The organism is Rhizobium sp. NLR16a, assembly GCF_017948245.1.
In the GTDB taxonomy this organism is placed as follows: domain Bacteria; phylum Pseudomonadota; class Alphaproteobacteria; order Rhizobiales; family Rhizobiaceae; genus Rhizobium.
In genome coordinates, this window is the sequence record NZ_CP072865.1 from 3,367,601 (window position 1) to 3,389,332 (window position 21,732).

The 21,732-nt window shown below is 61.2% G+C and carries 11 protein-coding genes and 1 tRNA gene; 4 read left to right on the forward strand and 8 right to left on the reverse strand.

Annotated features, from left to right (window positions below):
• The first annotated feature begins 138 nt into the window (after positions 1-138).
• Both J7U39_RS16340 and J7U39_RS16345 read left to right on the forward strand, forming a co-directional pair.
• The gene (locus J7U39_RS16340; protein ID WP_210629144.1) at positions 139-450 is read left to right on the forward strand and encodes a putative quinol monooxygenase; all 312 of its coding nucleotides are present in this window, start codon (positions 139-141) and stop codon (positions 448-450) included.
• A complete protein-coding gene (locus tag J7U39_RS16345; protein ID WP_210629145.1) occupies positions 450-1,331 on the forward strand; it encodes a LysR family transcriptional regulator in 882 nt (293 codons plus the stop codon). The genes J7U39_RS16340 and J7U39_RS16345 overlap by 1 nt, the downstream gene beginning before the upstream one ends.
• Here the strand turns inward: J7U39_RS16345 and J7U39_RS16350 are convergent.
• The 5 genes from J7U39_RS16350 to J7U39_RS16370 all read right to left on the reverse strand — a co-directional run bounded on the left by J7U39_RS16350 (position 1,328) and on the right by J7U39_RS16370 (position 11,612).
• The gene (locus J7U39_RS16350) at positions 1,328-1,495 is read right to left on the reverse strand and encodes a hypothetical protein (protein ID WP_210629146.1); all 168 of its coding nucleotides are present in this window, start codon (positions 1,493-1,495) and stop codon (positions 1,328-1,330) included. The genes J7U39_RS16345 and J7U39_RS16350 overlap by 4 nt on opposite strands.
• Before the next feature lie 36 nt (positions 1,496-1,531).
• The gene (locus tag J7U39_RS16355) at positions 1,532-1,969 is read right to left on the reverse strand and encodes a DUF4174 domain-containing protein (protein WP_210629147.1); all 438 of its coding nucleotides are present in this window, start codon (positions 1,967-1,969) and stop codon (positions 1,532-1,534) included.
• Positions 1,970-2,231: 262 nt separating this feature from the next.
• Positions 2,232-10,181, reverse strand: a complete 7,950-nt coding sequence (locus tag J7U39_RS16360; RefSeq protein ID WP_210629148.1) for a M10 family metallopeptidase — start codon at positions 10,179-10,181, stop codon at positions 2,232-2,234.
• A 775-nt stretch (positions 10,182-10,956) separates the two neighbouring features.
• Positions 10,957-11,033 (reverse strand) — tRNA-His (locus J7U39_RS16365).
• Positions 11,034-11,162: 129 nt separating this feature from the next.
• Complete coding sequence (locus J7U39_RS16370) at positions 11,163-11,612, reverse strand: phasin (protein ID WP_210629149.1); 450 nt, start codon at positions 11,610-11,612, stop codon at positions 11,163-11,165.
• A 213-nt stretch (positions 11,613-11,825) separates the two neighbouring features.
• Here J7U39_RS16370 and J7U39_RS16375 point away from each other — a divergent pair, with 213 nt between their 5' ends.
• Entirely contained in the window at positions 11,826-15,620 is a 3,795-nt protein-coding gene (locus tag J7U39_RS16375; RefSeq protein ID WP_210629150.1) for a PAS domain-containing sensor histidine kinase, read from the forward strand.
• Positions 15,621-15,875: 255 nt separating this feature from the next.
• On the opposite strand, the gene J7U39_RS16380 is transcribed toward J7U39_RS16375, so the two are convergent.
• A complete protein-coding gene (locus J7U39_RS16380; RefSeq protein WP_210629151.1) occupies positions 15,876-17,828 on the reverse strand; it encodes an acetoacetate--CoA ligase in 1,953 nt (650 codons plus the stop codon).
• A gap of 245 nt (positions 17,829-18,073) precedes the next feature.
• Here J7U39_RS16380 and J7U39_RS16385 point away from each other — a divergent pair, with 245 nt between their 5' ends.
• Positions 18,074-19,966: an AsmA family protein gene (locus tag J7U39_RS16385; RefSeq protein WP_210629152.1), complete on the forward strand. Its 1,893-nt coding sequence runs from the start codon at positions 18,074-18,076 to the stop codon at positions 19,964-19,966.
• Between the two features lie 29 nt (positions 19,967-19,995).
• Here J7U39_RS16385 and J7U39_RS16390 read toward each other — a convergent pair whose 3' ends face one another.
• Entirely contained in the window at positions 19,996-20,814 is an 819-nt protein-coding gene (locus J7U39_RS16390; protein WP_210629153.1) for an ABC transporter permease, read from the reverse strand.
• Positions 20,815-20,817: 3 nt separating this feature from the next.
• Complete coding sequence (locus J7U39_RS16395; RefSeq protein WP_210629154.1) at positions 20,818-21,729, reverse strand: ABC transporter permease subunit; 912 nt, start codon at positions 21,727-21,729, stop codon at positions 20,818-20,820.
• Positions 21,730-21,732: the final 3 nt, after the last annotated feature.

Here is a 21,732-nt window from a genome sequence, read left to right on the forward strand (position 1 = left end):
CATTCGCACTTCAATTTGCACAAATCAACGCGATGATATAAGCAACCGTTGTGCACAATTTATAGTTCTGATGCAGGCGCTGCTGCTCCCAAACTTGGAGCGGCATGCGGACAAGTCAAACTCAGGGAGGGTCAATCGATGAGCCAAAATCCGGTCGTGCGAATGGCGGATGTGGCGATCGCCGCCGACAGGCTCGACGCCTATCGGGCATTGCTGACGGAGGAGATCGAGGCTTCGGTCACGCTGGAAGAGGGTGTCCTTTCACTCAGCGCTGTTTCCATCCGAGAGGCTCCAAACCGCGTTCGTATTCTCGAAGTCTACGCCGACCAGGAGGCCTATGAGGCGCATCTGCGGACACCGCATTTCCTCAAATATAAGAGCGAGACGGCCGGCATGGTGACGTCGCTGACGCTGATCGATGTCGATCCGATTGCAATGCGGGCCAAGTGATGAACTGGGACGACGTTCGCATCTTCCTCGCCATCGCCCGAACCGGCCAGATCCTCGCCGCGTCAAAGCGATTGGGGCTTAACCACGCCACGCTTTCACGTCGGCTGACCTCACTCGAAGAGGCGCTGAAGACGCGGCTCTTCGTGCGCCGGACGAATGGCTGCGAGCTGACGGCTGAAGGCGGCATCTTCCTTAATGCCGCCGAGCGGATGGAAACCGAAATGCTCGCGGCGCAGGCCAATCTCGGCCACACCGACACGGCGATTGCCGGGACGGTGCGCGTCGGCGCACCCGATGGTTTCGGCGTCTCCTTCCTGGCACCCCGCATGGGCAGGCTGATCGAGCGCCATCCGGAGCTGAAGATCCAGCTCGTGCCGGTGCCGCGCTCCTTCTCGCTGTCGCAGCGTGAGGCCGATATCGCCATCACGCTGGAACGTCCCGAACAGGGCCGGCTCGTCTCCTCCAAGCTGACGGACTATACACTCGGCCTCTATGCCTCGCGCGACTACATCGCCTCGAACGGCAGACCCGGCGATGTCGAAGCGCTGAAGGCGCATCCGCGCATCGGCTATGTCGAGGATCTGATCTTCACCGCCTCGCTGAATTTCTCCGGCGAGGTAATGCGCAGCTGGGACGCCGGCTTTGAAATCTCGACGGCGATTGGCCAGACGGAGGCGGTGCGATCAGGCGCGGGTATCGGCATCCTGCACGATTATATCGCCCGACAATATCCGGAACTGCAGCGCATCCTGCCTGACATTTCGATCCGACGGGCTTATTGGACGACCTATCACGAAACCGCGCGCGACCTCGTCCGCGTCCGCAGTGTCGTCGACTTCCTACAGGAACTCGTCCGTGCCGAGCGCCACATCTTCCTTTAAATTCCCGAAACGTGCTTGGCCGGCTCGTCGTTCTCATCGGGGTTGGGAACAGGAGCTTCGTCGGGGAGTCGGTCCGGCTCCGGTTCGGTGATCGGCGGCACCGGCTTCCAGCCGGGCGCCGGCATCGGCGGCTGATCGGGAATGGGTTCGTTGGGCACGGACATGACCGCCTCCCTTTATGTTTGCGATGTTCGTCGGGACTATTTGTCCGACTTCAGCGTCTCGGCAGCGCGCATCGGCATGCTGTCGATGATGGCGAAGAGCTCGCCATTGGTGATCGGCTCGCTGACCTTGAGCTTGACGGTGCCGTCCTTGCCGACAAGGAAGGCGGCGAATTCACCGGTCTCCGGCGCATCGAGATCGCGGCGGATCACTTCGCCGTCGAGGCCATCGGCGGCGCCGAAAAGCGCCCGCACCTTGCCGCCCGAGACCTTCAGCACCACCATATCGCGCTCATCGACCGCGCTGCGGTCGGCCAGCAGCTGGTTTTCCTGGCGCGCCGCGCGGGCATTGTCCCTGTCGGCGAAAAGAATGAAGACGCGATTCTTCCACTGGAATGCGGCCAGGCTTTCGATCGGCGAATAGGCGCCGTTCGTCTCGTCGATCTTGGTCGCGCCGTAGAGCAGCGTTTTCGACATGCGTATTCTCCCGTCAGCTTGGAGAACGGTGAGGGATGGCATGGGTTCCATTTAATCGACAGGATCCTGGTTTCGAGCCTGCACCTGCAGATTGCACGCTGCACTTTTGCGCGACATGCTCTCTAACCCCGCTGCCGTGCCTACCGTTGATCGAAAGAGCTACGCCCGCACCGACGTCCGTCAATATCCGCCGGACTTGATTCACGCCGTTACGGGTTCAGCCCCTTCCCGAAAAAAATGCGCCGCGAGGTCCGAGCAAGGATCACGCAAAGAAGAAGTCCCACGAATGCAGGCTTGAAAGAGCAACATTTGTTAGCGTTATGGTGTTGTCGGCATCGGCTCTGATAATTGTATCATTCCCGGACTGCTCAGTTGCCGCAAAAAGCGATTCCCAGTTGGCGAAAATGCTGTCATCGATCGAGATCACGTCACTTGCTGAGCCGGTTGCGACGAAGTTTGTGATCGTATCATGGCCCCAGTTCGGCGAGTAAATGAAGACGTCGGTTGCCGCTCCGCCAGTGAGGGTATCATTGCCGGCACCCCCCGTTAGCGTATTCGAACCACTGCCGCCGACGATAATGTTGTCCAATGCATTCCCTGTTCCGACGATAAACGTCCCAGATCCGATAAAGGTGAGGTTCTCGACATTGGCAGCAAGCGTATAGCTCGCCAGTGTCGTGCGAACCGTATCGGTCCCGGCGTCAGCAGCTTCGGCGACGATGTCGCCGGCATTGTCGACGATGTAGGTGTCGTTGCCCGCACCACCGATCAAGGTGTCCGCACCTGCTGCGCCATTCAGCGTGTCATTGAAGGCGCCGCCGATGATCGTATTATCAAGCGCGTTGCCGGCGCCGGTGAAGCTGGCGGAGCCGGTATAGGTCAGGTTCTCGACATTGTTGCCGAGCGTATAGCTGGCAAGCGCCGTCCGGACCGTGTCCGTCCCTTCATTGACATTCTCGATCACCACGTCGGTTGCGATATCGACCACATAGATGTCGTCGCCAATCCCACCCAGCATCGTGTCGGAACCAGCCCCGCCGATCAATGTGTCATTGCCCGCAGCGCCTATAAGCTTGTCGGCGGCGACACCACCTGTGATGACGTTGTCGAGCAGATTCCCTGCCCCGGTAAAGGCTGCCGTTCCGATATAGGTGAGGTTCTCGACATTGGCCGCCAATGTGTGGGCACTCAGGGTCGTGCGAACCGTGTCGATCCCCTCATTGGCGTTCTCGGTGACGAGGTCGCCGGCATTGTCGACGATATAGGTGTCGTCGCCAACACCACCGATCAAACGATCGGCCCCGCCCCCGCCATTCAGCGTATCGTTGCCGACGCCGCCCGAAAGCGTATCGGCGGCAGCGCCACCCGTGATCACGTTGTCGAGATCATTGCCCGTTCCGGCAAAGGCTACCGTACCGATATAGGTCAGGTTCTCGACATCGCTGCCAAGCGTATAGCTTGCCAATGTCGTGCGAACCGTGTCGGTTCCCTCGTCGGCAGCTTCGGTGACGATGTCACCGGCATGGTCGACGATATAGGTGTCATCGCCCGCACCGCCGATCAAGGTGTCCGCACCTGCCCCACCATTCAGCGTGTCATTGAAGGCGCCGCCGGTGATCGTGTTGGCGAGCGCATTGCCGGTGCCGGTGAAGCTGGCGGAGCCCGTAAAGAGCAGGTTCTCGACATTGTTGCCGAGCGTATAGCCGGCAAGCGCCGTCCGGATCGTGTCCGTCCCTTCATTGACATTCTCGATCACCACGTCGGTCGCAATATCGACCACATAGATGTCGTCGCCCGTCCCGCCCGACATCGTGTCGGAACCGACGCCGCCGATCAATGTGTCGGTGCCGGCGCCGCCGTTCAGCGTGTCATTGCCGATGCCGCCGTCAAGCGTGTCGTTGCCGGCGCCGCCGATGATCGTGTTGACGAGCGCATTGCCGGTGCCGGTGAAGCTGCCGGATCCCGTATAGAGCAGGTTCTCGACATTGTTGCCGAGCGTATAGCTTGAAAGCGCCGTCTTGATCAGATCGGTTCCTGCATTCAGCCCTTCGGTGACCACGTCGCCAACGTCATCGACAAGATAGGTGTCGTTGCCCGCACCGCCGATCAAGCTGTCCGCACCGGCCTTCCCATCCAGGGTATCGGCACCTGCCCCGCCCAGAATGGTGTTGTCGAGATCATTGCCCGTTCCGGCAAAGGCTACCGTGCCGATGCCGATATAGGTGAGGTTCTCGACATCGCTGCCAAGCGTATAGCTTGCCAATGTCGTGCGAACCGTGTCGGTTCCCTCATTGGCGGCTTCGGTGACGCTGTCGCCGACATTGTCGACGATGTAGGTGTCGTCGCCCGCACCGCCGATCAAGCTGTCCGCACCGACTCCGCCATTCAGCGTATCGTTGCCGGCGTCGCCCGAAAGCGTATCGGCGGCAGCGCCACCCGTGATCACGTTGTCGAGATTGTTGCCGGTGCCTGCAAACGGCCCCGTGCCGGCAAAGCTCAGGTTCTCGACATTGGCAGCAAGCGTATAGCTCGCCAGTGTCGTGCGAACCGTATCGGTCCCGGCGTCAGCAGCTTCGGCGACGATGTCGCCGGCATTGTCGACGATGTAGGTGTCGTTGCCCGCACCACCGATCAAGGTGTCCGCACCTGCTGCGCCATTCAGCGTGTCATTGAAGGCGCCGCCGGTGATCGTATTATCAAGCGCGTTGCCGGTGCCGGTGAAGCTGGCGGAGCCGGTATAGGTCAGGTTCTCGACATTGTTGCCGAGCGTATAGCCGGCAAGCGCCGTCCGGACCGTGTCCGTCCCTTCATTGACATTCTCGATCACCACGTCGGTTGCGATATCGACCACATAGATGTCGTCGCCAATCCCACCCAGCATCGTGTCGGAACCAGCCCCGCCGATCAATGTGTCATTGCCCGCAGCGCCTATAAGCTTGTCGGCGGCGACACCACCTGTGATGACGTTGTCGAGCAGATTCCCTGCCCCGGTAAAGGCTGCCGTTCCGATATAGGTGAGGTTCTCGACATTGGCCGCCAATGTGTGGGCACTCAGGGTCGTGCGAACCGTGTCGATCCCCTCATTGGCGTTCTCGGTGACGAGGTCGCCGGCATTGTCGACGATATAGGTGTCGTCGCCAACACCACCGATCAAACGATCGGCCCCGCCCCCGCCATTCAGCGTATCGTTGCCGACGCCGCCCGAAAGCGTATCGGCGGCAGCGCCACCCGTGATCACGTTGTCGAGATCATTGCCCGTTCCGGCAAAGGCTACCGTACCGATATAGGTCAGGTTCTCGACATCGCTGCCAAGCGTATAGCTTGCCAATGTCGTGCGAACCGTGTCGGTTCCCTCGTCGGCAGCTTCGGTGACGATGTCACCGGCATGGTCGACGATATAGGTGTCATCGCCCGCACCGCCGATCAAGGTGTCCGCACCTGCCCCACCATTCAGCGTGTCATTGAAGGCGCCGCCGGTGATCGTGTTGGCGAGCGCATTGCCGGTGCCGGTGAAGCTGGCGGAGCCCGTAAAGAGCAGGTTCTCGACATTGTTGCCGAGCGTATAGCCGGCAAGCGCCGTCCGGATCGTGTCCGTCCCTTCATTGACATTCTCGATCACCACGTCGGTCGCAATATCGACCACATAGATGTCGTCGCCCGTCCCGCCCGACATCGTGTCGGAACCGACGCCGCCGATCAATGTGTCGGTGCCGGCGCCGCCGTTCAGCGTGTCATTGCCGATGCCGCCGTCAAGCGTGTCGTTGCCGGCGCCGCCGATGATCGTGTTGACGAGCGCATTGCCGGTGCCGGTGAAGCTGCCGGATCCCGTATAGAGCAGGTTCTCGACATTGTTGCCGAGCGTATAGCTTGAAAGCGCCGTCTTGATCAGATCGGTTCCTGCATTCAGCCCTTCGGTGACCACGTCGCCAACGTCATCGACAAGATAGGTGTCGTTGCCCGCACCGCCGATCAAGCTGTCCGCACCGGCCTTCCCATCCAGGGTATCGGCACCTGCCCCGCCCAGAATGGTGTTGTCGAGATCATTGCCCGTTCCGGCAAAGGCTACCGTGCCGATGCCGATATAGGTGAGGTTCTCGACATCGCTGCCAAGCGTATAGCTTGCCAATGTCGTGCGAACCGTGTCGGTTCCCTCATTGGCGGCTTCGGTGACGCTGTCGCCGACATTGTCGACGATGTAGGTGTCGTCGCCCGCACCGCCGATCAAGCTGTCCGCACCGACTCCGCCATTCAGCGTATCGTTGCCGGCGTCGCCCGAAAGCGTATCGGCGGCAGCGCCACCCGTGATCACGTTGTCGAGATTGTTGCCGGTGCCTGCAAACGGCCCCGTGCCGGCAAAGCTCAGGTTCTCGACATTGGCAGCAAGCGTATAGCTCGCCAGTGTCGTGCGAACCGTATCGGTCCCGGCGTCAGCAGCTTCGGCGACGATGTCGCCGGCATTGTCGACGATGTAGGTGTCGTTGCCCGCACCACCGATCAAGGTGTCCGCACCTGCTGCGCCATTCAGCGTGTCATTGAAGGCGCCGCCGGTGATCGTATTATCAAGCGCGTTGCCGGTGCCGGTGAAGCTGGCGGAGCCGGTATAGGTCAGGTTCTCGACATTGTTGCCGAGCGTATAGCCGGCAAGCGCCGTCCGGACCGTGTCCGTCCCTTCATTGACATTCTCGATCACCACGTCGGTTGCGATATCGACCACATAGATGTCGTCGCCAATCCCACCCAGCATCGTGTCGGAACCAGCCCCGCCGATCAATGTGTCATTGCCCGCAGCGCCTATAAGCTTGTCGGCGGCGACACCACCTGTGATGACGTTGTCGAGCAGATTCCCTGCCCCGGTAAAGGCTGCCGTTCCGATATAGGTGAGGTTCTCGACATTGGCCGCCAATGTGTGGGCACTCAGGGTCGTGCGAACCGTGTCGATCCCCTCATTGGCGTTCTCGGTGACGAGGTCGCCGGCATTGTCGACGATATAGGTGTCGTCGCCAACACCACCGATCAAACGATCGGCCCCGCCCCCGCCATTCAGCGTATCGTTGCCGACGCCGCCCGAAAGCGTATCGGCGGCAGCGCCACCCGTGATCACGTTGTCGAGATCATTGCCCGTTCCGGCAAAGGCTACCGTACCGATATAGGTCAGGTTCTCGACATCGCTGCCAAGCGTATAGCTTGCCAATGTCGTGCGAACCGTGTCGGTTCCCTCGTCGGCAGCTTCGGTGACGATGTCACCGGCATGGTCGACGATATAGGTGTCATCGCCCGCACCGCCGATCAAGGTGTCCGCACCTGCCCCACCATTCAGCGTGTCATTGAAGGCGCCGCCGGTGATCGTGTTGGCGAGCGCATTGCCGGTGCCGGTGAAGCTGGCGGAGCCCGTAAAGAGCAGGTTCTCGACATTGTTGCCGAGCGTATAGCCGGCAAGCGCCGTCCGGATCGTGTCCGTCCCTTCATTGACATTCTCGATCACCACGTCGGTCGCAATATCGACCACATAGATGTCGTCGCCCGTCCCGCCCGACATCGTGTCGGAACCGACGCCGCCGATCAATGTGTCGGTGCCGGCGCCGCCGTTCAGCGTGTCATTGCCGATGCCGCCGTCAAGCGTGTCGTTGCCGGCGCCGCCGATGATCGTGTTGACGAGCGCATTGCCGGTGCCGGTGAAGCTGCCGGATCCCGTATAGAGCAGGTTCTCGACATTGTTGCCGAGCGTATAGCTTGAAAGCGCCGTCTTGATCAGATCGGTTCCTGCATTCAGCCCTTCGGTGACCACGTCGCCAACGTCATCGACAAGATAGGTGTCGTTGCCCGCACCGCCGATCAAGCTGTCCGCACCGGCCTTCCCATCCAGGGTATCGGCACCTGCCCCGCCCAGAATGGTGTTGTCGAGATCATTGCCCGTTCCGGCAAAGGCTACCGTGCCGATGCCGATATAGGTGAGGTTCTCGACATCGCCGCCAAGCGTATAGCTTGCCAATGTCGTGCGAACCGTGTCGGTTCCCTCATTGGCGGCTTCGGTGACGCTGTCGCCGACATTGTCGACGATGTAGGTGTCGTCGCCTGCACCGCCGATCAAGCTGTCCGCACCGGCTCCGCCATTCAGCGTATCGTTGCCGGCGTCGCCGGTGATCGTGTTGGCGAGCGCATTGCCGGTGCCGGTGAAGCTGGCGGATCCAGTGTAGGTGAGGTTCTCGACATTGACCAAGGCGGCGATCGAGTAGGCTGCAAGCGCCGTGCGGATTTCGTCGGTGCCGGCGCTGACCGCCTCGTTGATCACGTCGCCCGCACTGTCGACCATATAGATGTCGTTGCCGCCGCCGCCATTCAGCGTGTCATTGCCGGCGCCGCCGTCCAGAACATCGTTGCCAGCGCCGCCGGTGATCGTATTGGCGATGCTGGTTCCAGTCCCGGTAAAATCGCCGGTGCCGATGAAGGTCAGGTTTTCGACATTGGCATTGATGGTCAAGGCATAGGAAGAAAGCGTCGTCTTGATCAGATCGCCTCCTTCATTCAGCCCTTCGGTGATCACGTCGGCAAGGGTATCGACAATATAGGTGTCGTTGCCCGCACCGCCGATCAAGCTGTCCGCACCGCCCCTCCCGTCCAAGGTGTCGGCACCTGCCCCGCCCCTGATCGTATTGGCAAGGTCATTGCCCGTCCCGGTAAAGGCTGCCGTGCCGATATAGGTGAGGTTCTCGAGATTGGCGGCAAGCGTATAGCTTGCCGATGTCGCGCGAACAGTGTCGATCCCCTCATTGGCGGCTTCGGTGACGCTGTCGCCAACATTGTCGACGATGTAGGTGTCGTCGCCCGCACTACCGATCAAGGTGTCCGCACCAGCCCCGCCATTCAGCGTGTCGTTGAAGGCGCCGCCGGTGATCGTGTTGGCGAGCGCATTGCCGGTGCCGGTGAAGCTGGCGGACCCTGTGTAGGTCAAGATCTCGACATTGTCGCGGAGCGTATAGGTTGAAAGCGCCGTCTGAACGGTGTCCGTCCCCTGGTTCGCACTCTCGATCACAAAATCGAAGTTATCGTCGACGGCATAGAGATCGTTGCCCGCCCCGCCCACCATCCAATCGGAACCAACTCCGCCGATCAATGTGTCAGCGCCGGCGCCGCCATAAAGCGAATCATTCCCGGCATTGCCCCAAAGCGTATTGTTCGCTTCGTTGCCTGTGATGTTGTCGTTGCCGGAGCCGGCCTGAACGTTCTCGATCAAGGACGCAACGTTGCCGTGAAACAGAAGCGCGTTGAAAATGTTGCCGCGGGCGTAGCCATTGTTCGGACCACCCCACAGATCGGCCAACTGGTCCTGGGAAAAGACCGAGTATCCGCCTGCTCGCAGGTCGATCTTGAGGGCGGTGGTATAAGCGCTCAAATCATAGGTATCGATACCGCCACCGTCCCAGATTGTTGCGAAGATCCGGTTGGCATCGGGCGTGATGGCCGCCACTCCGTTGACATAGGTGATGCCTTCGTCGGGATTCCACTTGTAGACGGTATCGCCACTGTTCGTGGTGTAGTCCGCACCATACATTTCCTGCAGGGCGGCGATGTCGAGCATCATGAAGGTTTGCGGCGCGCCATCATGCTCATACTTGTACCCACTCAAATTGTCTCCGACATAGGTGCGGTAGGTCATGATCGTGTATTCGACCGAGTCATACGCACTCGGAACAACTGTCGTATTGGCGTCATCCGGTTCATGAGCATGCTTCAAACCGAGAGCGTGACCCAACTCATGCGCCACGGTGTGGCCCGCATAGTTGCCGAACCCCGGAAAGCGAAGGTCATCTTCTGTGCCGGCATATTCGGTTCCGAACCAGACATCGCCGCTGTAGCTGCGATTACCCGGATAATAGGTCCATGCCGTCGGAGGCAGGGACGACTGAGCGAAGCGCACGGATGCGGTATCGGCGCCTCCCGCCTCAAAGTTCGCGTTCGTAAATCCCTCAACCGAAAAGCCGTCATTTGCCGCGTTTCCGTAGGATTGCTCCATAAGAAACAAGGCTGCAGACTGCTGTTGAGAAGAAATCGACGAGAAGTCGAAATCTTTCTCGCCCTCATAGGAATACGATGTCGAAAGGGTGGGAAACGCATAGGTTATCGTGCCGTCCCAGGCAACGCCGCTGATAAGCCCGTCAATTCTCTGATCCCCAGTCGTGTCGACGTACTTAATAAAAGTAATGAGGTTCGTCATAAAATCCCCGTTTGCCTATTCCATTTCGGCCGCGCCTAATGCCAATTTCCTCTGCTCCATTTGAAGAGGAAATTCAACCAAAAGCTTTATTTATGTTCGAGAAGGTTTTTGATCTTGGCGACTAGCGCTTATGAGGCGCTTCCACCGCAACCTCTAACAAAGGCTAGAAGACATATTCCAGGATCCTGCGCCCTGCCCGTCCGAACCTGCGCAATTGCTCGCATGACGGCACTTAAATTGAAGTTACGGTCATCTGCTAAAATTTAGTAAGTCTCCACGCTTATCGGGAAAACGAGGTCCGAATTGTTTAAGCGCCCCTGAATGTTGTCTACGCCTCTCTTGCCGCGGATCGGCTTCGCGGTTCGCATCCTTGGCAATTTTGCTTGCGTGGGGCATCGTTCCGGATCAAGTGGCGGATTGTTGCAATTGCGGAGCTCGCTGCTGCGTGCCGCATATGTAGCTCACCCAGAGGTATGGCACCATACGAGTGGGTTGTGCTTCCTGAATGTTCGAGCTGATGTGGCAAATAGGCAGCAAATTCGCCGGAAGCGTAGGCTCTTTTTAAGCGCTGCTCACTTTGCCTTCGGGATGTTGCCATCTGGTCAGGAGAGGCGCCTCGCCTACCATCCCATACGTGAAAGCCCGTGCTTTTTGGCAAGGCAAGCCAGCCTCGGTGCGGCATCACTACAGATACAGTCAAACGTCTGTACGTTTTTCGGTCGAAATGACGTCAGCCAGAACGATTTGTCTGATAGGGAGCTGACCTAGAGAGAAATGGTACGGTTGGGGGGTCTCGAACCTCCGACCTCAGGTGCCACAAACCTGCGCTCTAACCAACTGAGCTACAACCGCATAAATCACGTTTGACGCGACGGGGGTCACATACGAGGACTTGGCGATGAATTCAAGTCCCATTCCTCATCAATATACAAAAAGGCTGGACGCGGGGTCCAGCCTTTTGTCACGCAATGGTAAAACCGATCAGGCAACCTTGAAGGATGCCATGGCCTTTTCGGCGGCTTCCTTGGAGGGCTTTGCGAGCTTTTCGGCAACCTGCTTGGTGGTTTCCTGGATCGACTTCGCCTGTTCGACGGCGAGTTCGGCCTGCTTGCGCAGGAAGGAGGTCTGCAGTTCGAAGAATTCAGCCGGGGACTTGACGCCGAGCAGTGCTTCCATGTGCGAGAGCGAGGTTTCGGCGTTGACGCGCAGGACGTCGATCGCCTTCAGGCCGATCTCGACGGTGCCGGCCTGTGCCGTCTGGACGGTGGCTTCGAGCGTCTTGCCGGCTTCCTCGCCAGCGGTCTTCAGCTTGGCATAGGCGTCTTTCGACTGCTGGGCGCCCTTTTCAGCGAATTCGCGGAAGGATTCAGCCAGCTTGGACGGGTCGAAAGAAGCGATTGAAAAAACATCATCGGTCTTTATGGTAGCCATGGGTCGCATTCCTTTGGGCTAAGGCAGTTGCTGCCTGCGATCATCGAATGACGTCTATATAGAATATTTCATTGTGCATTGCAACATAAATTGTGCGACGCACAAGTCGTTAACCCTTTCGGCTGAAAGCACCCCGCTGTTCTGGACCGGCGTGCGACCTGCAGTTATTAATAAGCCGTTAATTTAGAAGGCCGACAGCGACAAGGTTTGATCATGCCCGCAGTCCAATATCCGTTCATCGATATCGCCGTGCATGCGCGGGTGCGGGAACGCTTTTCGCGCGGCGAGGCCATGGTGCTATTTTCGGCCGATCTTGCCCGCCTGCTCTGGGCAAACGGCGCAGGCGCGGAGCTTTTCGGCCATTCGGCGGTCTACGACCTGCTCGACCAGGGAGCCGATCGCACCGACATCACCTTTCGCCAGCTGGAAACGGCGGCGCGTCAGCTCGCCGATATCGGCGACAACAGAAGCCTGATGATCCGGGTCGCCAAGGGCTTCCAGCGCGTGCAGGTGCAGGCGGCGGCCGAACTGATCCGGCTTTCATCAGGCGAGAAGGCTATTCTGTTTTCCGTGCCGGTGTCGGCAAGGCCGCTAACGGCGGGCGCTGCGGCGGCCCAGATGCTGCAAGGTCTCGATGATCCCGACACGCATATGGCCGTCATCGGCGCCAATGGCGAGGTCATCGCGGCCTCGCCCGGCTTCGCCTCGCTCGCCATATCAGGTGAGACCGCAAAGGCCTTGATCAATCTTGCCGGCGCGCATCCCGATCGCCTGGTGAAGCGCCCGGTCGCCACCGGCAGGGGTTATCTTCCGGCAGCAGTCGGCAGGCTCAGCGACGAGCCGGCGCTCAATCTGCTCTTTGCCGTGGAAACCGCGATCGGTCATCTGGATCCGACCGATGCGCCCGTGCTCGACGCAGTCGATGCACCCCCGCAGGCGGCTGACGCGCCGGCGAGGGAAGAAGGCACGTCGTCATCCGAACTTCCTCCGCAAGAGGCGGCTGCGGCGACCGGCTTCGGCGAGATCGTCAATGCCGTCTCGGGAATCGAAGAGGTCGAGGAGACACTGGAGGAGATCGCCGACGACCGGGAACAGCCGGCCGAGGCGGCTGCCACCACCGCAGAGGCGGCGGTTGCGGACGAGAATCCGACCGCAAAGGAAGCGGCGGAGAACGACGACGCGACCGAGAGCCGCATGGATGAGGCCGACGAGCCCGCGGCGCCCGTCGATGAGGCCGCGAGCCATTCCGCCGACGAGACGGCGGAAGCGACCGCGATGGCGGGGACACCCGCCGAGACCAGCCAAATGCCGCGCGATGAGGCGCCGGACGCCGCGCGCGAAGAGCCGGCCATCGCAGCCGACGCGCCCCCTCCCGCGTCGCTTGCGCCCGAGCCTGGTTTCGTCTTCAGGCCGAACAGCCGCGCCACCCGCTTCGTCTGGAAGATCGATGCGGAAGGCCGGTTCAACGAAGTCAGTCACGAATTTGCCGAGGCCGTCGGTCCGCATGCATCCGCTATCATCGGCTCTGCCTTCAGCGACATCGCCGCTCTCTTCAATCTCGACCCCGACGGCAAGATTTCCGAGGCCCTTGCGCGCCGCGACACATGGTCGGGGAAGACGATCCTCTGGCCGGTCGAAGGCACCAGCCTCGTCGTTCCGGTCGATCTCGCCGCACTGCCGACCTATACCCGCAGCCGCGACTTCGACGGCTTCCGCGGCTTCGGCGTCGTCAGGCTTTCCGATACGCAGGAGGATCCGCTGGCGCTCGGCCTGACGCTTGGCCCGGACGGTGTCGGCCATGATGCGGCAGGCCCCGGCCCGGCGGCCGACGCTATCAGCGAACCGGCACACGAGATTGACGTCGCGCCCGAAGCGGCCCCGGCAGAAACGATCGCGGCGGACGTGATCGAGGACCACCCTCAGATCGAAGAGACGCCTTTCGAAGCGGCCGGAGGGGAGGCCGGCTTCGAGCCGCCCACCCGGGAGAGCGCCGCCGAAGAGGTGCAGGAGAGCGCCGGTGAAGGGCTGGCGGCCGATGCCGCAGACGAACCCCCGGCGCTTCGCATCGTGGAAACGCCCAATCGCCGTTCCACCGACAAGGTGGTGCAGCTTCACAGCACAGGCGCCGCATTGACGGCCGCCGAACAGGCGAACTTCCGCGAAATCGCCAAGCGCCTGGAAGCCTTCGGCGCCCGCAGGGAGGAGCCCGACACCCCGGCGCCGACGGGCACCACCGCCACGGAACCGGCGGCTTTCGAAGAAAGCGCGGCGCCCGAAGCCTTCACCGGCGAAACGCCCGGCGCCGATACGCCCGACACAGCTTCGGCCGAGGAGATTGCGCCGCAGGAAGCGATCTTCGAGAAGGCGGCCGAGTCGTTGCGCGAAGACGGCGCCGCGGAAGAACCCGCCGCCATCACCGAGGACGAGGCGACGGAAGGGCTCGAGGAGACGGTCAGCCAGATCGAGGTTCTCACAAGCTTCATCCCGCCGCGCGTGAAGATGATTGACGGGCTTTCGGCCGGAACGGTCGACCAATTGCCCGTCGCGGTGCTTATCCATGTCGGCGATGCGCTGATCCATGCCAATCCCGAATTCATGCGGCTGACGGGCTACCAGTCGCTCGACGCGCTGCGTGAGGTTGGCGGTATCGAAGCCCTGCTGCAGCGGCGCGAACTTGAGGAAAAGGCAGCCGGTTCCGGCACCATGATGCTGGTCAAGGCCGACGACACGCTGACACCGGTGACTGCGCGGCTGCAATCGGTGCGCTGGGAAGATGCCAATGCTCTGATGCTGGCGCTGATGCCGGTGGAAGGCAAGGAGGATGGCCGCGGCGACAGCAACCGGTCCGAAGCGCGTCCGGAGCGGATGGTCGAGAAGGTCGCCAAGCTTCAGGTCGAGGTCGAGGAATTGCGCTCGATCCTGGAAACGGCGACCGACGGCGTCGTCGTCATCGGCACCGAGGGCGATATCCGTTCGATGAACCGGTCGGCGAGCGCGCTGTTCAATTACGACGAGCAGGAGACGCGCGGCAAACCCTTCGTCATGCTGTTTGCCCATGAGAGCCAGAAAGCCGTCCTCGACTATCTGAACGGCCTTGCCGGCCACGGCGTGGCAAGCGTGCTGAACGACGGGCGCGAAGTGATCGGCCGCGAGGCCGGCGGCGGCTTCGTGCCGCTGTTCATGACGATGGGCCGGCTTACCTCCTCGAACGGTTATTGCGCCGTCATCCGCGATATCACCCAGTGGAAACGCACCGAGGATGAGCTGCGCAATGCCAAGGGCGCGGCCGAAACCGCCAACGCCCACAAGACCGATTTCCTCGCGCGCGTCAGCCATGAAATCCGCACGCCGCTCAACGCCATCATCGGCTTTTCCGACATGATGGCCGGCGAGCGCTTCGGTCCGATCGGCCATCCCCGATATATCGAATATGCCAACGATATCGGCCGCTCCGGCCGGCACGTCCTGGATATCGTTAACGATCTCCTCGATATTTCGAAGATCGAGGCGGGCGAGATGGATCTTGACTTCGCCGCCGTCGGCCTCAACGAGGCGGTCTCAGAGGCCGTCGCCCTCGTCCAGCCGCAGGCAAACGGCCAGCGCGTCATCATCCGCACGGCGCTGTCCCATTCGGTGCCCGAGGTCGTAGCCGATCTGCGCTCGATCAAGCAGATCGCGCTCAACATCCTGTCGAACGCCATCCGCTTTACGCCGTCTGGCGGACAGATCGTCGTTTCCACCTCCTACGAGGCGAATGGCAGCGTGGTGTTGAGGGTTCGCGATACCGGCATCGGCATGACGCGCGCCGAACTCGACCATGCGATGAAGCCGTTCCGCCAGGTCTCCTCGACCCAGTCACGCCATCGCGGCGACGGCACCGGGCTCGGCCTGCCGCTGACCAAGGCGATGGTGGATGCCAATCGGGCGACATTCTCGATCAATTCGGCGCCGAACGAAGGCACGCTTGTCGAGATCACCTTCCCGTCGCAACGTGTGCTGGCTGGCTGATCCCTATCGACGGGGCAGAGCCGCCGGAACGCTGCACGGCAGGCAAAAAAAAGGCAGCCGGAGGCTGCCTTGAATGGGTGCTGTTCAACAAGAGCTCAGTCGATCAACGTCATGTTTCGTAAGCCCGGAGGCTTCAGGCCGCCTCGTTCATGTGCGGCCCCCAAGTTGTTTCACCTTTGACAAAGGTTTCTTAACGAAAGGTTTCCATGACAGGGGATTGCTGAATGGTGAAAGCTTGTGGTTTACGGCTCCTTATCAGTCCCTCAGTTCACTCAAATCAGCGAAGAGCCGCAGCGCTTCCGGATTGGCGAGCGCCTCCTGGTTTTTCACCGGCCGGCCATGAACGACCTCACGCACTGCAAGCTCGACGATCTTGCCGGATTTGGTGCGGGGAATATCGGCAACCGCGATGATCTTTGCCGGCACGTGCCGCGGCGAGGCGCCGGTGCGAATACGCGCCTTTACCGCCTTGACGAGATCCTCGGTCAGCGTCACACCTGAGGCAAGGCGGACGAAGAGGATGACACGCACGTCGTCATCCCATTCCTGGCCGATACACAGTGCCTCGGCCACCTCGTCCATCTGTTCCACCTGGTTGTAGATCTCGGCCGTGCCGATGCGCACACCGCCGGGGTTGAGCGTCGCATCCGAGCGGCCATGGATGACGAGGCCGCCATGCTCTGTCCATTCGGCAAAATCGCCGTGGCACCAGACATTGTCGAACCGCTCGAAATAAGCGGCGCGATATTTGGCGCCATCAGGATCGTTCCAGAACATCACAGGCATGGAGGGGAAGGCCTTGGTGCAGACGAGTTCGCCCTTCTCACCGCGAACCGGCTTGCCGTCATCGTCCCAGACGTCGACCGCAAGACCGAGACCAGGACCCTGGATCTCGCCGCGCCAGACCGGCTGCAGCGGATTGCCCAGCACGAAACAGGAAACGATATCGGTGCCGCCTGAGATCGAAGCAAGCTGCACGTCCGCCTTGATGCCCTCATAGACGAAGGTGAAACCCTCGGGCGACAGCGGAGAACCGGTGGAGGTCATCAGCCGGAGGCTGGAAAGATCGTGGCTTTTGCGCGGCGTCAGCCCGCCCTTGCGCACCGCATCGATATATTTTGCCGAGGTGCCGAAAATTGCGAATTTTTCCGCCTCGGCATAGTCAAACAACACATTGCCGTCCGGTGCAAAGGGCGAACCGTCGAACAGGCAGAGCGCGGCGCCGCTGGCGAGCCCGCTGACCAGCCAGTTCCACATCATCCAGCCGCAGGTGGTGAAGTAGAAGAGCTTCTCGCCCGCCTGCAGGCCGCAATGCAGCCGGTGCTCCTTGAGATGCTGCAGCAGCGTGCCGCCGGCCGAATGCACGATGCATTTGGGCACACCGGTCGTGCCTGAGGAAAAGAGGATGTAGAGCGGGTGGGCGAAAGCAAGCGGCGTGAAGGCGATCTCCTTGGCCTCGTAGGGCGCAATGAAAGCTTCCAGCGTCGAAGCCCCTGATGTCTTGCCCGCCACTGCCTCGGCATCGCCGGCATAGTGAACGACGACCGTGGGGACACCGAGGCTTTTCGCCACCGCGGCAACCTTGGGGCCAACGTCCTGCAGCTTGCCGGAATACCAATAGGCGTCGCAGGCGATGAAGAGCCGGGGACCGATCTGGCCGAAGCGGTCGAGCACGCCCTGCTCGCCGAAATCGGGAGAGCAGGATGACCAGATGGCGCCGATCGAGGCGGCGGCCAACATGCAGGCGATGGTCTCCGGCATGTTGGGCATCATGGCGGCGATGCGGTCGCCCTTGCCGATGCCGAGTGCCGCGAAGGCCTGCTGCAGCTTGGAGACCTGCGCGCGCAGCCGATCCCACGACCAACGGTCTTCGGCCTTGTCCTCGCCGCGGAAAATGATGGCGTCGGCCTCGCCGCGGCCGGGCAGCAGGTTTTCGGCGAAATTCAGCGTCGCATCGGGAAAGAAGCGGGCCTCCAGCATGCGGTCGCCGTCGACGAGCACCCGTGCGCCGCGTTCTCCCTTTACGCCGCAGAAATTCCAGACGCTCGACCAGAACTTCTCCCGCTCGGCCACCGACCATGCGTGCACATCCTCAAAGCCTGCAAGCGAGAGGCCGAATTCTCTATTGCAACGCTCGATGAAGGCATGGATCGGGCTTGTTGCAACGGTCTCGGCCGAGGGCACCCAAAGTGGCTTGTTATCCTGCATTCATTCTTCCTCCCCAATCCCGTCCTTATATCATGCTGCATTGCATTATAAAGTGCGACCGCCCGATCCCAAGCCTAAACGCGTCGCATAAACCGGATTCATGCGACGCGGTTCGGCTCTTCGTTTTATGATGTCGTAGTCTTGGAACCGTTGCACGCTTCCAGGCGACATGCATTGGATTTGCATAGGCCTGATATTTCATATATCGGGCGAAATCAGCGCATAACCGGTAACCGGCAGAGATCATGAGCACGTCTAGACATCGCAGGTGGCGCAGGAAAATCGGGCCCGTTTCGCGCTGGCTTCCGGCCTTCGCCCGCATGTCGACGCTGTTTCTGCTGGTTGCGCTTGCACTGTTCGTGGCCCTCAGGGTCGCAGCGCCCTATCTCATCACGACGGGTTTCGTGCGCTCCGGCATCGAGGATGCGCTGTCGAAATGGACGGGCTACCATGCCGAGATCAAGGGTAATCCGGTTCTCGAATTCTGGCCGACGCCGCGCATCACGCTGAACCAGGTCACCATCCGCCAGCCGCGCGAAAGCGGCGACAAGCTGCTCGGCAGTATTGAAAGCCTGTCGGCGGATTTCAGCCTCATCGATGCGCTGAGAGGCCGGACGAGTTTCCACGAATTCCATCTGCTGCGGCCCAACCTGGCGCTGACGCGTGATGAGAACGGCCTGATCGACTGGAGTTACGCCGGCCTGCTTGCGCGCGCGATCAGCGGCGTGCGCTACGAAAACGGGGCTGAGCTGCTCGATCCCGCTCTCGATGCCGAGATCGGTGCGGTGACCGTCGAGGACGGCACGCTTGCCGTCACCGACGTCAAGAGCGCCAAGACTTACAATTTTGACAGCGTCACGGCCGACATCGGCTGGCCACGGCTCTCGGGCGCGATCTCGGCTGTCGTGATCGCCCGTATCAACGGCGTGGACCTGAAGGTGGATTTCGCCTCGCGCCAGCCGCTGCTCGCCTTTGCCGGCAAGAGCGCCGAGACGCGGACATCGCTGACGTCAAACCTGCTGACGGCCCGTTTTCAAGGGATCGCCAGCATCGCCAGCCTTTCGGCGCTTTCCGGCAATATCGCCGTCAGCATTCCCGATGTGCCGGCGTTTCTGACATGGTCGGGCAGATCGCTCCCCGGCGTCGGCACGCTGAAGAGCGCCTCGCTGGAATCCGACATCATGTCATCGGGCAGCGGGCTGCGTTTCAACGATCTCAGCCTGTCGCTGAACGAGGCGAGCGCCACCGGCGTGATGGACCTTACGACTAGGGCCGGCAGACGGCCGAAGATCGGCGGCACGCTCGCCTTCGACCAGATGAACCTGAAGCCGTTCCTCGACGCTTTCGCGCTGCGATTGGCGGCGGGTGAGGCGGAGGAAATCTCCACCGGCATCAGCGCACCGCTGCAACTGCTCGACGTCGACGTCAGGCTTTCGGCGCGGCGCGCTGAGATGGGCCGCTTCGAGCTTTCCGATGTCGGCGCCAGCATGATCGTCACCGGCGGCGAGGCCAAGTTCGATATCGGCGACAGCGGCTTCGAAGGCGGCGAAATGACGGCGCATCTGGAGGCGACGCGGCGCGACTTCGACGGCGGCGGCAAGCTGCAGCTGTCGATCCGCGATGCCGACTTCGCCGGCCTTGCCGAGCGTCTGCAGCTCAAAGGACCGCTGCCGCTTGCGACGGGATCGCTCGATCTCGACCTGCAGTCGTCGAAGGCGATCTGGACGGCCGGTCTTGCCGACGTCACCGGCAAGCTGCATTTCTGGACGAGGGAAGGCACGATTCCCGGCGTCGACTCCGGCGCGCTCAGGACACAGGCGGCCCAAAAGCCGTTCTTTCCACTGAGTGCCGCAGCCGGCAGCGCTTTCGCGTTCAACCAGTTGGAACTTCGGGCCGATTTCGCCAACGGCTCCGCCGAAATCCATGACGCCCATGTTGTCGGGCCGACGCAGACGCTGGCGCTTTCCGGCGTGGTCACCTATCAGTCCAACGGGCTGGCGCTTTCCGGTTCTCTGGAGGCGACCGATCCGGCCAAGGCGGCAGAGCTGCCGCTTCTGCCGTTCTTCGTGGGCGGCTCATGGCCGAATCCGGTGATCTCGCCGGTTCCGCTTTTTGGCGGCACGCCCCACGCGCAATAAAGAGCCCTGCGTCCAAGGGGACATGCCGCTCAGGCGCCGGCTGCCGCCGCCCGCTCGTCGCGCTCGCGCTGCACTTCCCGCCGCTTGGTGATCACGGATGCGCAGATAACGCCGACCGCGACGATGGCGATCAGGATCGTGCAGATCGCATTGATCTCAGGCGTTACCCCAAGGCGCACCTGGCTATAGATCTTCATCGGCAGCGTGGTTGCGCCGGGGCCGGAGGTGAAGCTTGCAATGACGAGGTCGTCGAGCGACAGCGTGAAAGCCAGGATCCAGCCCGAAAACACCGCCGGCGAGATGATCGGCAGCGTGATCTCGAAGAAGGTCCGCACCGGCGGCGCGCCCAGATCCTGCGCGGCTTCCTCGATCGACTGGTCGAAGCTCAAGAGCCGTGATTGCACGACGACGGCGACGAAGCACATGGTCAGCGTCGTATGCGCCAGCGTAATGGTCCAGAAGCCGCGGTCGAGGCCGATTGCGACGAAGAGCAGCAGCAGCGACAGACCGGTGATGACTTCGGGCATGACGAGCGGCGCATAGACCATGCCTGAAAAGAGCATGCGGCCGCGGAAGCGGGTATAGCGCACCAGCGTTAGCGCCGCCATCGTGCCGAGGATGGTCGCAAAGGTGGCCGACAGCAGACCGACACGGATCGTTACCCAGGCGGCATCGAGCAGGGCCTGGTTCGAGAGCAGCGACGCATACCATTTGGTGGAGAAGCCGCCCCAGACGGTGACGAGTTTCGATTCGTTGAAGGAAAAGACCACCAGCAGCACGATCGGCAGATAGAGGAAGGCAAAGCCGAGCACGACGGAGATGATGTTGAAACGGGTCCATCTCAGCATGGCTTATTTCCCCCGCTCTTCGGCCTTGGCCTGCGCATTCTGGAAGAAGACGATCGGAATCACCAGGATCATGAGCAGGATGGTTGCGACCGCCGAGGAGACTGGCCAGTCTCTATTCGCGTTGAATTCGTTCCAGAGCGTCTTGCCGATCATCAACGTCTGCGAACCGCCGAGAAGATCGGGAATGACGAACTCGCCAACGGCAGGGATGAAGACCAGCATGCAGCCGGCAACCACGCCGGGGATCGACAGCGGGAAGGTGACGCGCCAGAAGGCCTGGGTCGGCGTGCAGCCGAGATCCTGCGCTGCCTCGATCAGCGTGCCGTCCATCTTTTCGAGCGCCGAATAGAGCGGCAGCACCATGAAGGGCAGATAGGAATAGACGATGCCGATATAGACGGCGGTGGTGGTGTTGAGGATGATCAGTGGGATGTCGATTACATGCAGCGACAGGAGGAGCTGGTTCAGCAGCCCTTCGGGCTTCAGGATGGCTATCCAGGCATAGACGCGGATCAGGAAGCTCGTCCAGAACGGCAGGATGACGAGCATCAAAAGTGTCGGGCGGATGCGCCGCGGGGCCTGCGCCATGCCATAGGCGATCGGATAGGCGATCAGCAGCATCAGGAAGGTCGAGACCGCCGCGATGATGACGCTCGAGAGATAAGCGTTGAAGTAGAGCGGATCGTCGGTGAGATAGCCGTAATTATCCAAGGAGAAGGTCGAGACCTTGCTCCAGAAGGCACTCCAGCCATCGGCAAAGGAGAAGACCGGCTCATAGGGCGGGATGGCGATCGCCGTCGTCGACAGGGAAATGCGGAAGACGATGAAGAACGGCGCCAGAAAGAAGAGCAGCAGCCAAGCGTAGGGGATGATGATGACGAGGCGGTTGTAAAGGCGCGATGCGAAGGTTTCCATAAC

Coding starts and splice junctions, on each gene's coding strand:
- J7U39_RS16385 (WP_210629152.1), top strand. CDS start 18,074: ATGAGCACGTCTAGACATCGCAGGTGGCGCAGGAAAATCGGGCCCGTT.
- J7U39_RS16370 (WP_210629149.1), bottom strand. CDS start 11,612: ATGGCTACCATAAAGACCGATGATGTTTTTTCAATCGCTTCTTTCGAC.
- J7U39_RS16350 (WP_210629146.1), bottom strand. CDS start 1,495: ATGTCCGTGCCCAACGAACCCATTCCCGATCAGCCGCCGATGCCGGCG.
- J7U39_RS16355 (WP_210629147.1), bottom strand. CDS start 1,969: ATGTCGAAAACGCTGCTCTACGGCGCGACCAAGATCGACGAGACGAAC.
- J7U39_RS16375 (WP_210629150.1), top strand. CDS start 11,826: ATGCCCGCAGTCCAATATCCGTTCATCGATATCGCCGTGCATGCGCGG.
- J7U39_RS16345 (WP_210629145.1), top strand. CDS start 450: ATGAACTGGGACGACGTTCGCATCTTCCTCGCCATCGCCCGAACCGGC.
- J7U39_RS16395 (WP_210629154.1), bottom strand. CDS start 21,729: ATGGAAACCTTCGCATCGCGCCTTTACAACCGCCTCGTCATCATCATC.
- J7U39_RS16360 (WP_210629148.1), bottom strand. CDS start 10,181: ATGACGAACCTCATTACTTTTATTAAGTACGTCGACACGACTGGGGAT.
- J7U39_RS16380 (WP_210629151.1), bottom strand. CDS start 17,828: ATGCAGGATAACAAGCCACTTTGGGTGCCCTCGGCCGAGACCGTTGCA.
- J7U39_RS16340 (WP_210629144.1), top strand. CDS start 139: ATGAGCCAAAATCCGGTCGTGCGAATGGCGGATGTGGCGATCGCCGCC.
- J7U39_RS16390 (WP_210629153.1), bottom strand. CDS start 20,814: ATGCTGAGATGGACCCGTTTCAACATCATCTCCGTCGTGCTCGGCTTT.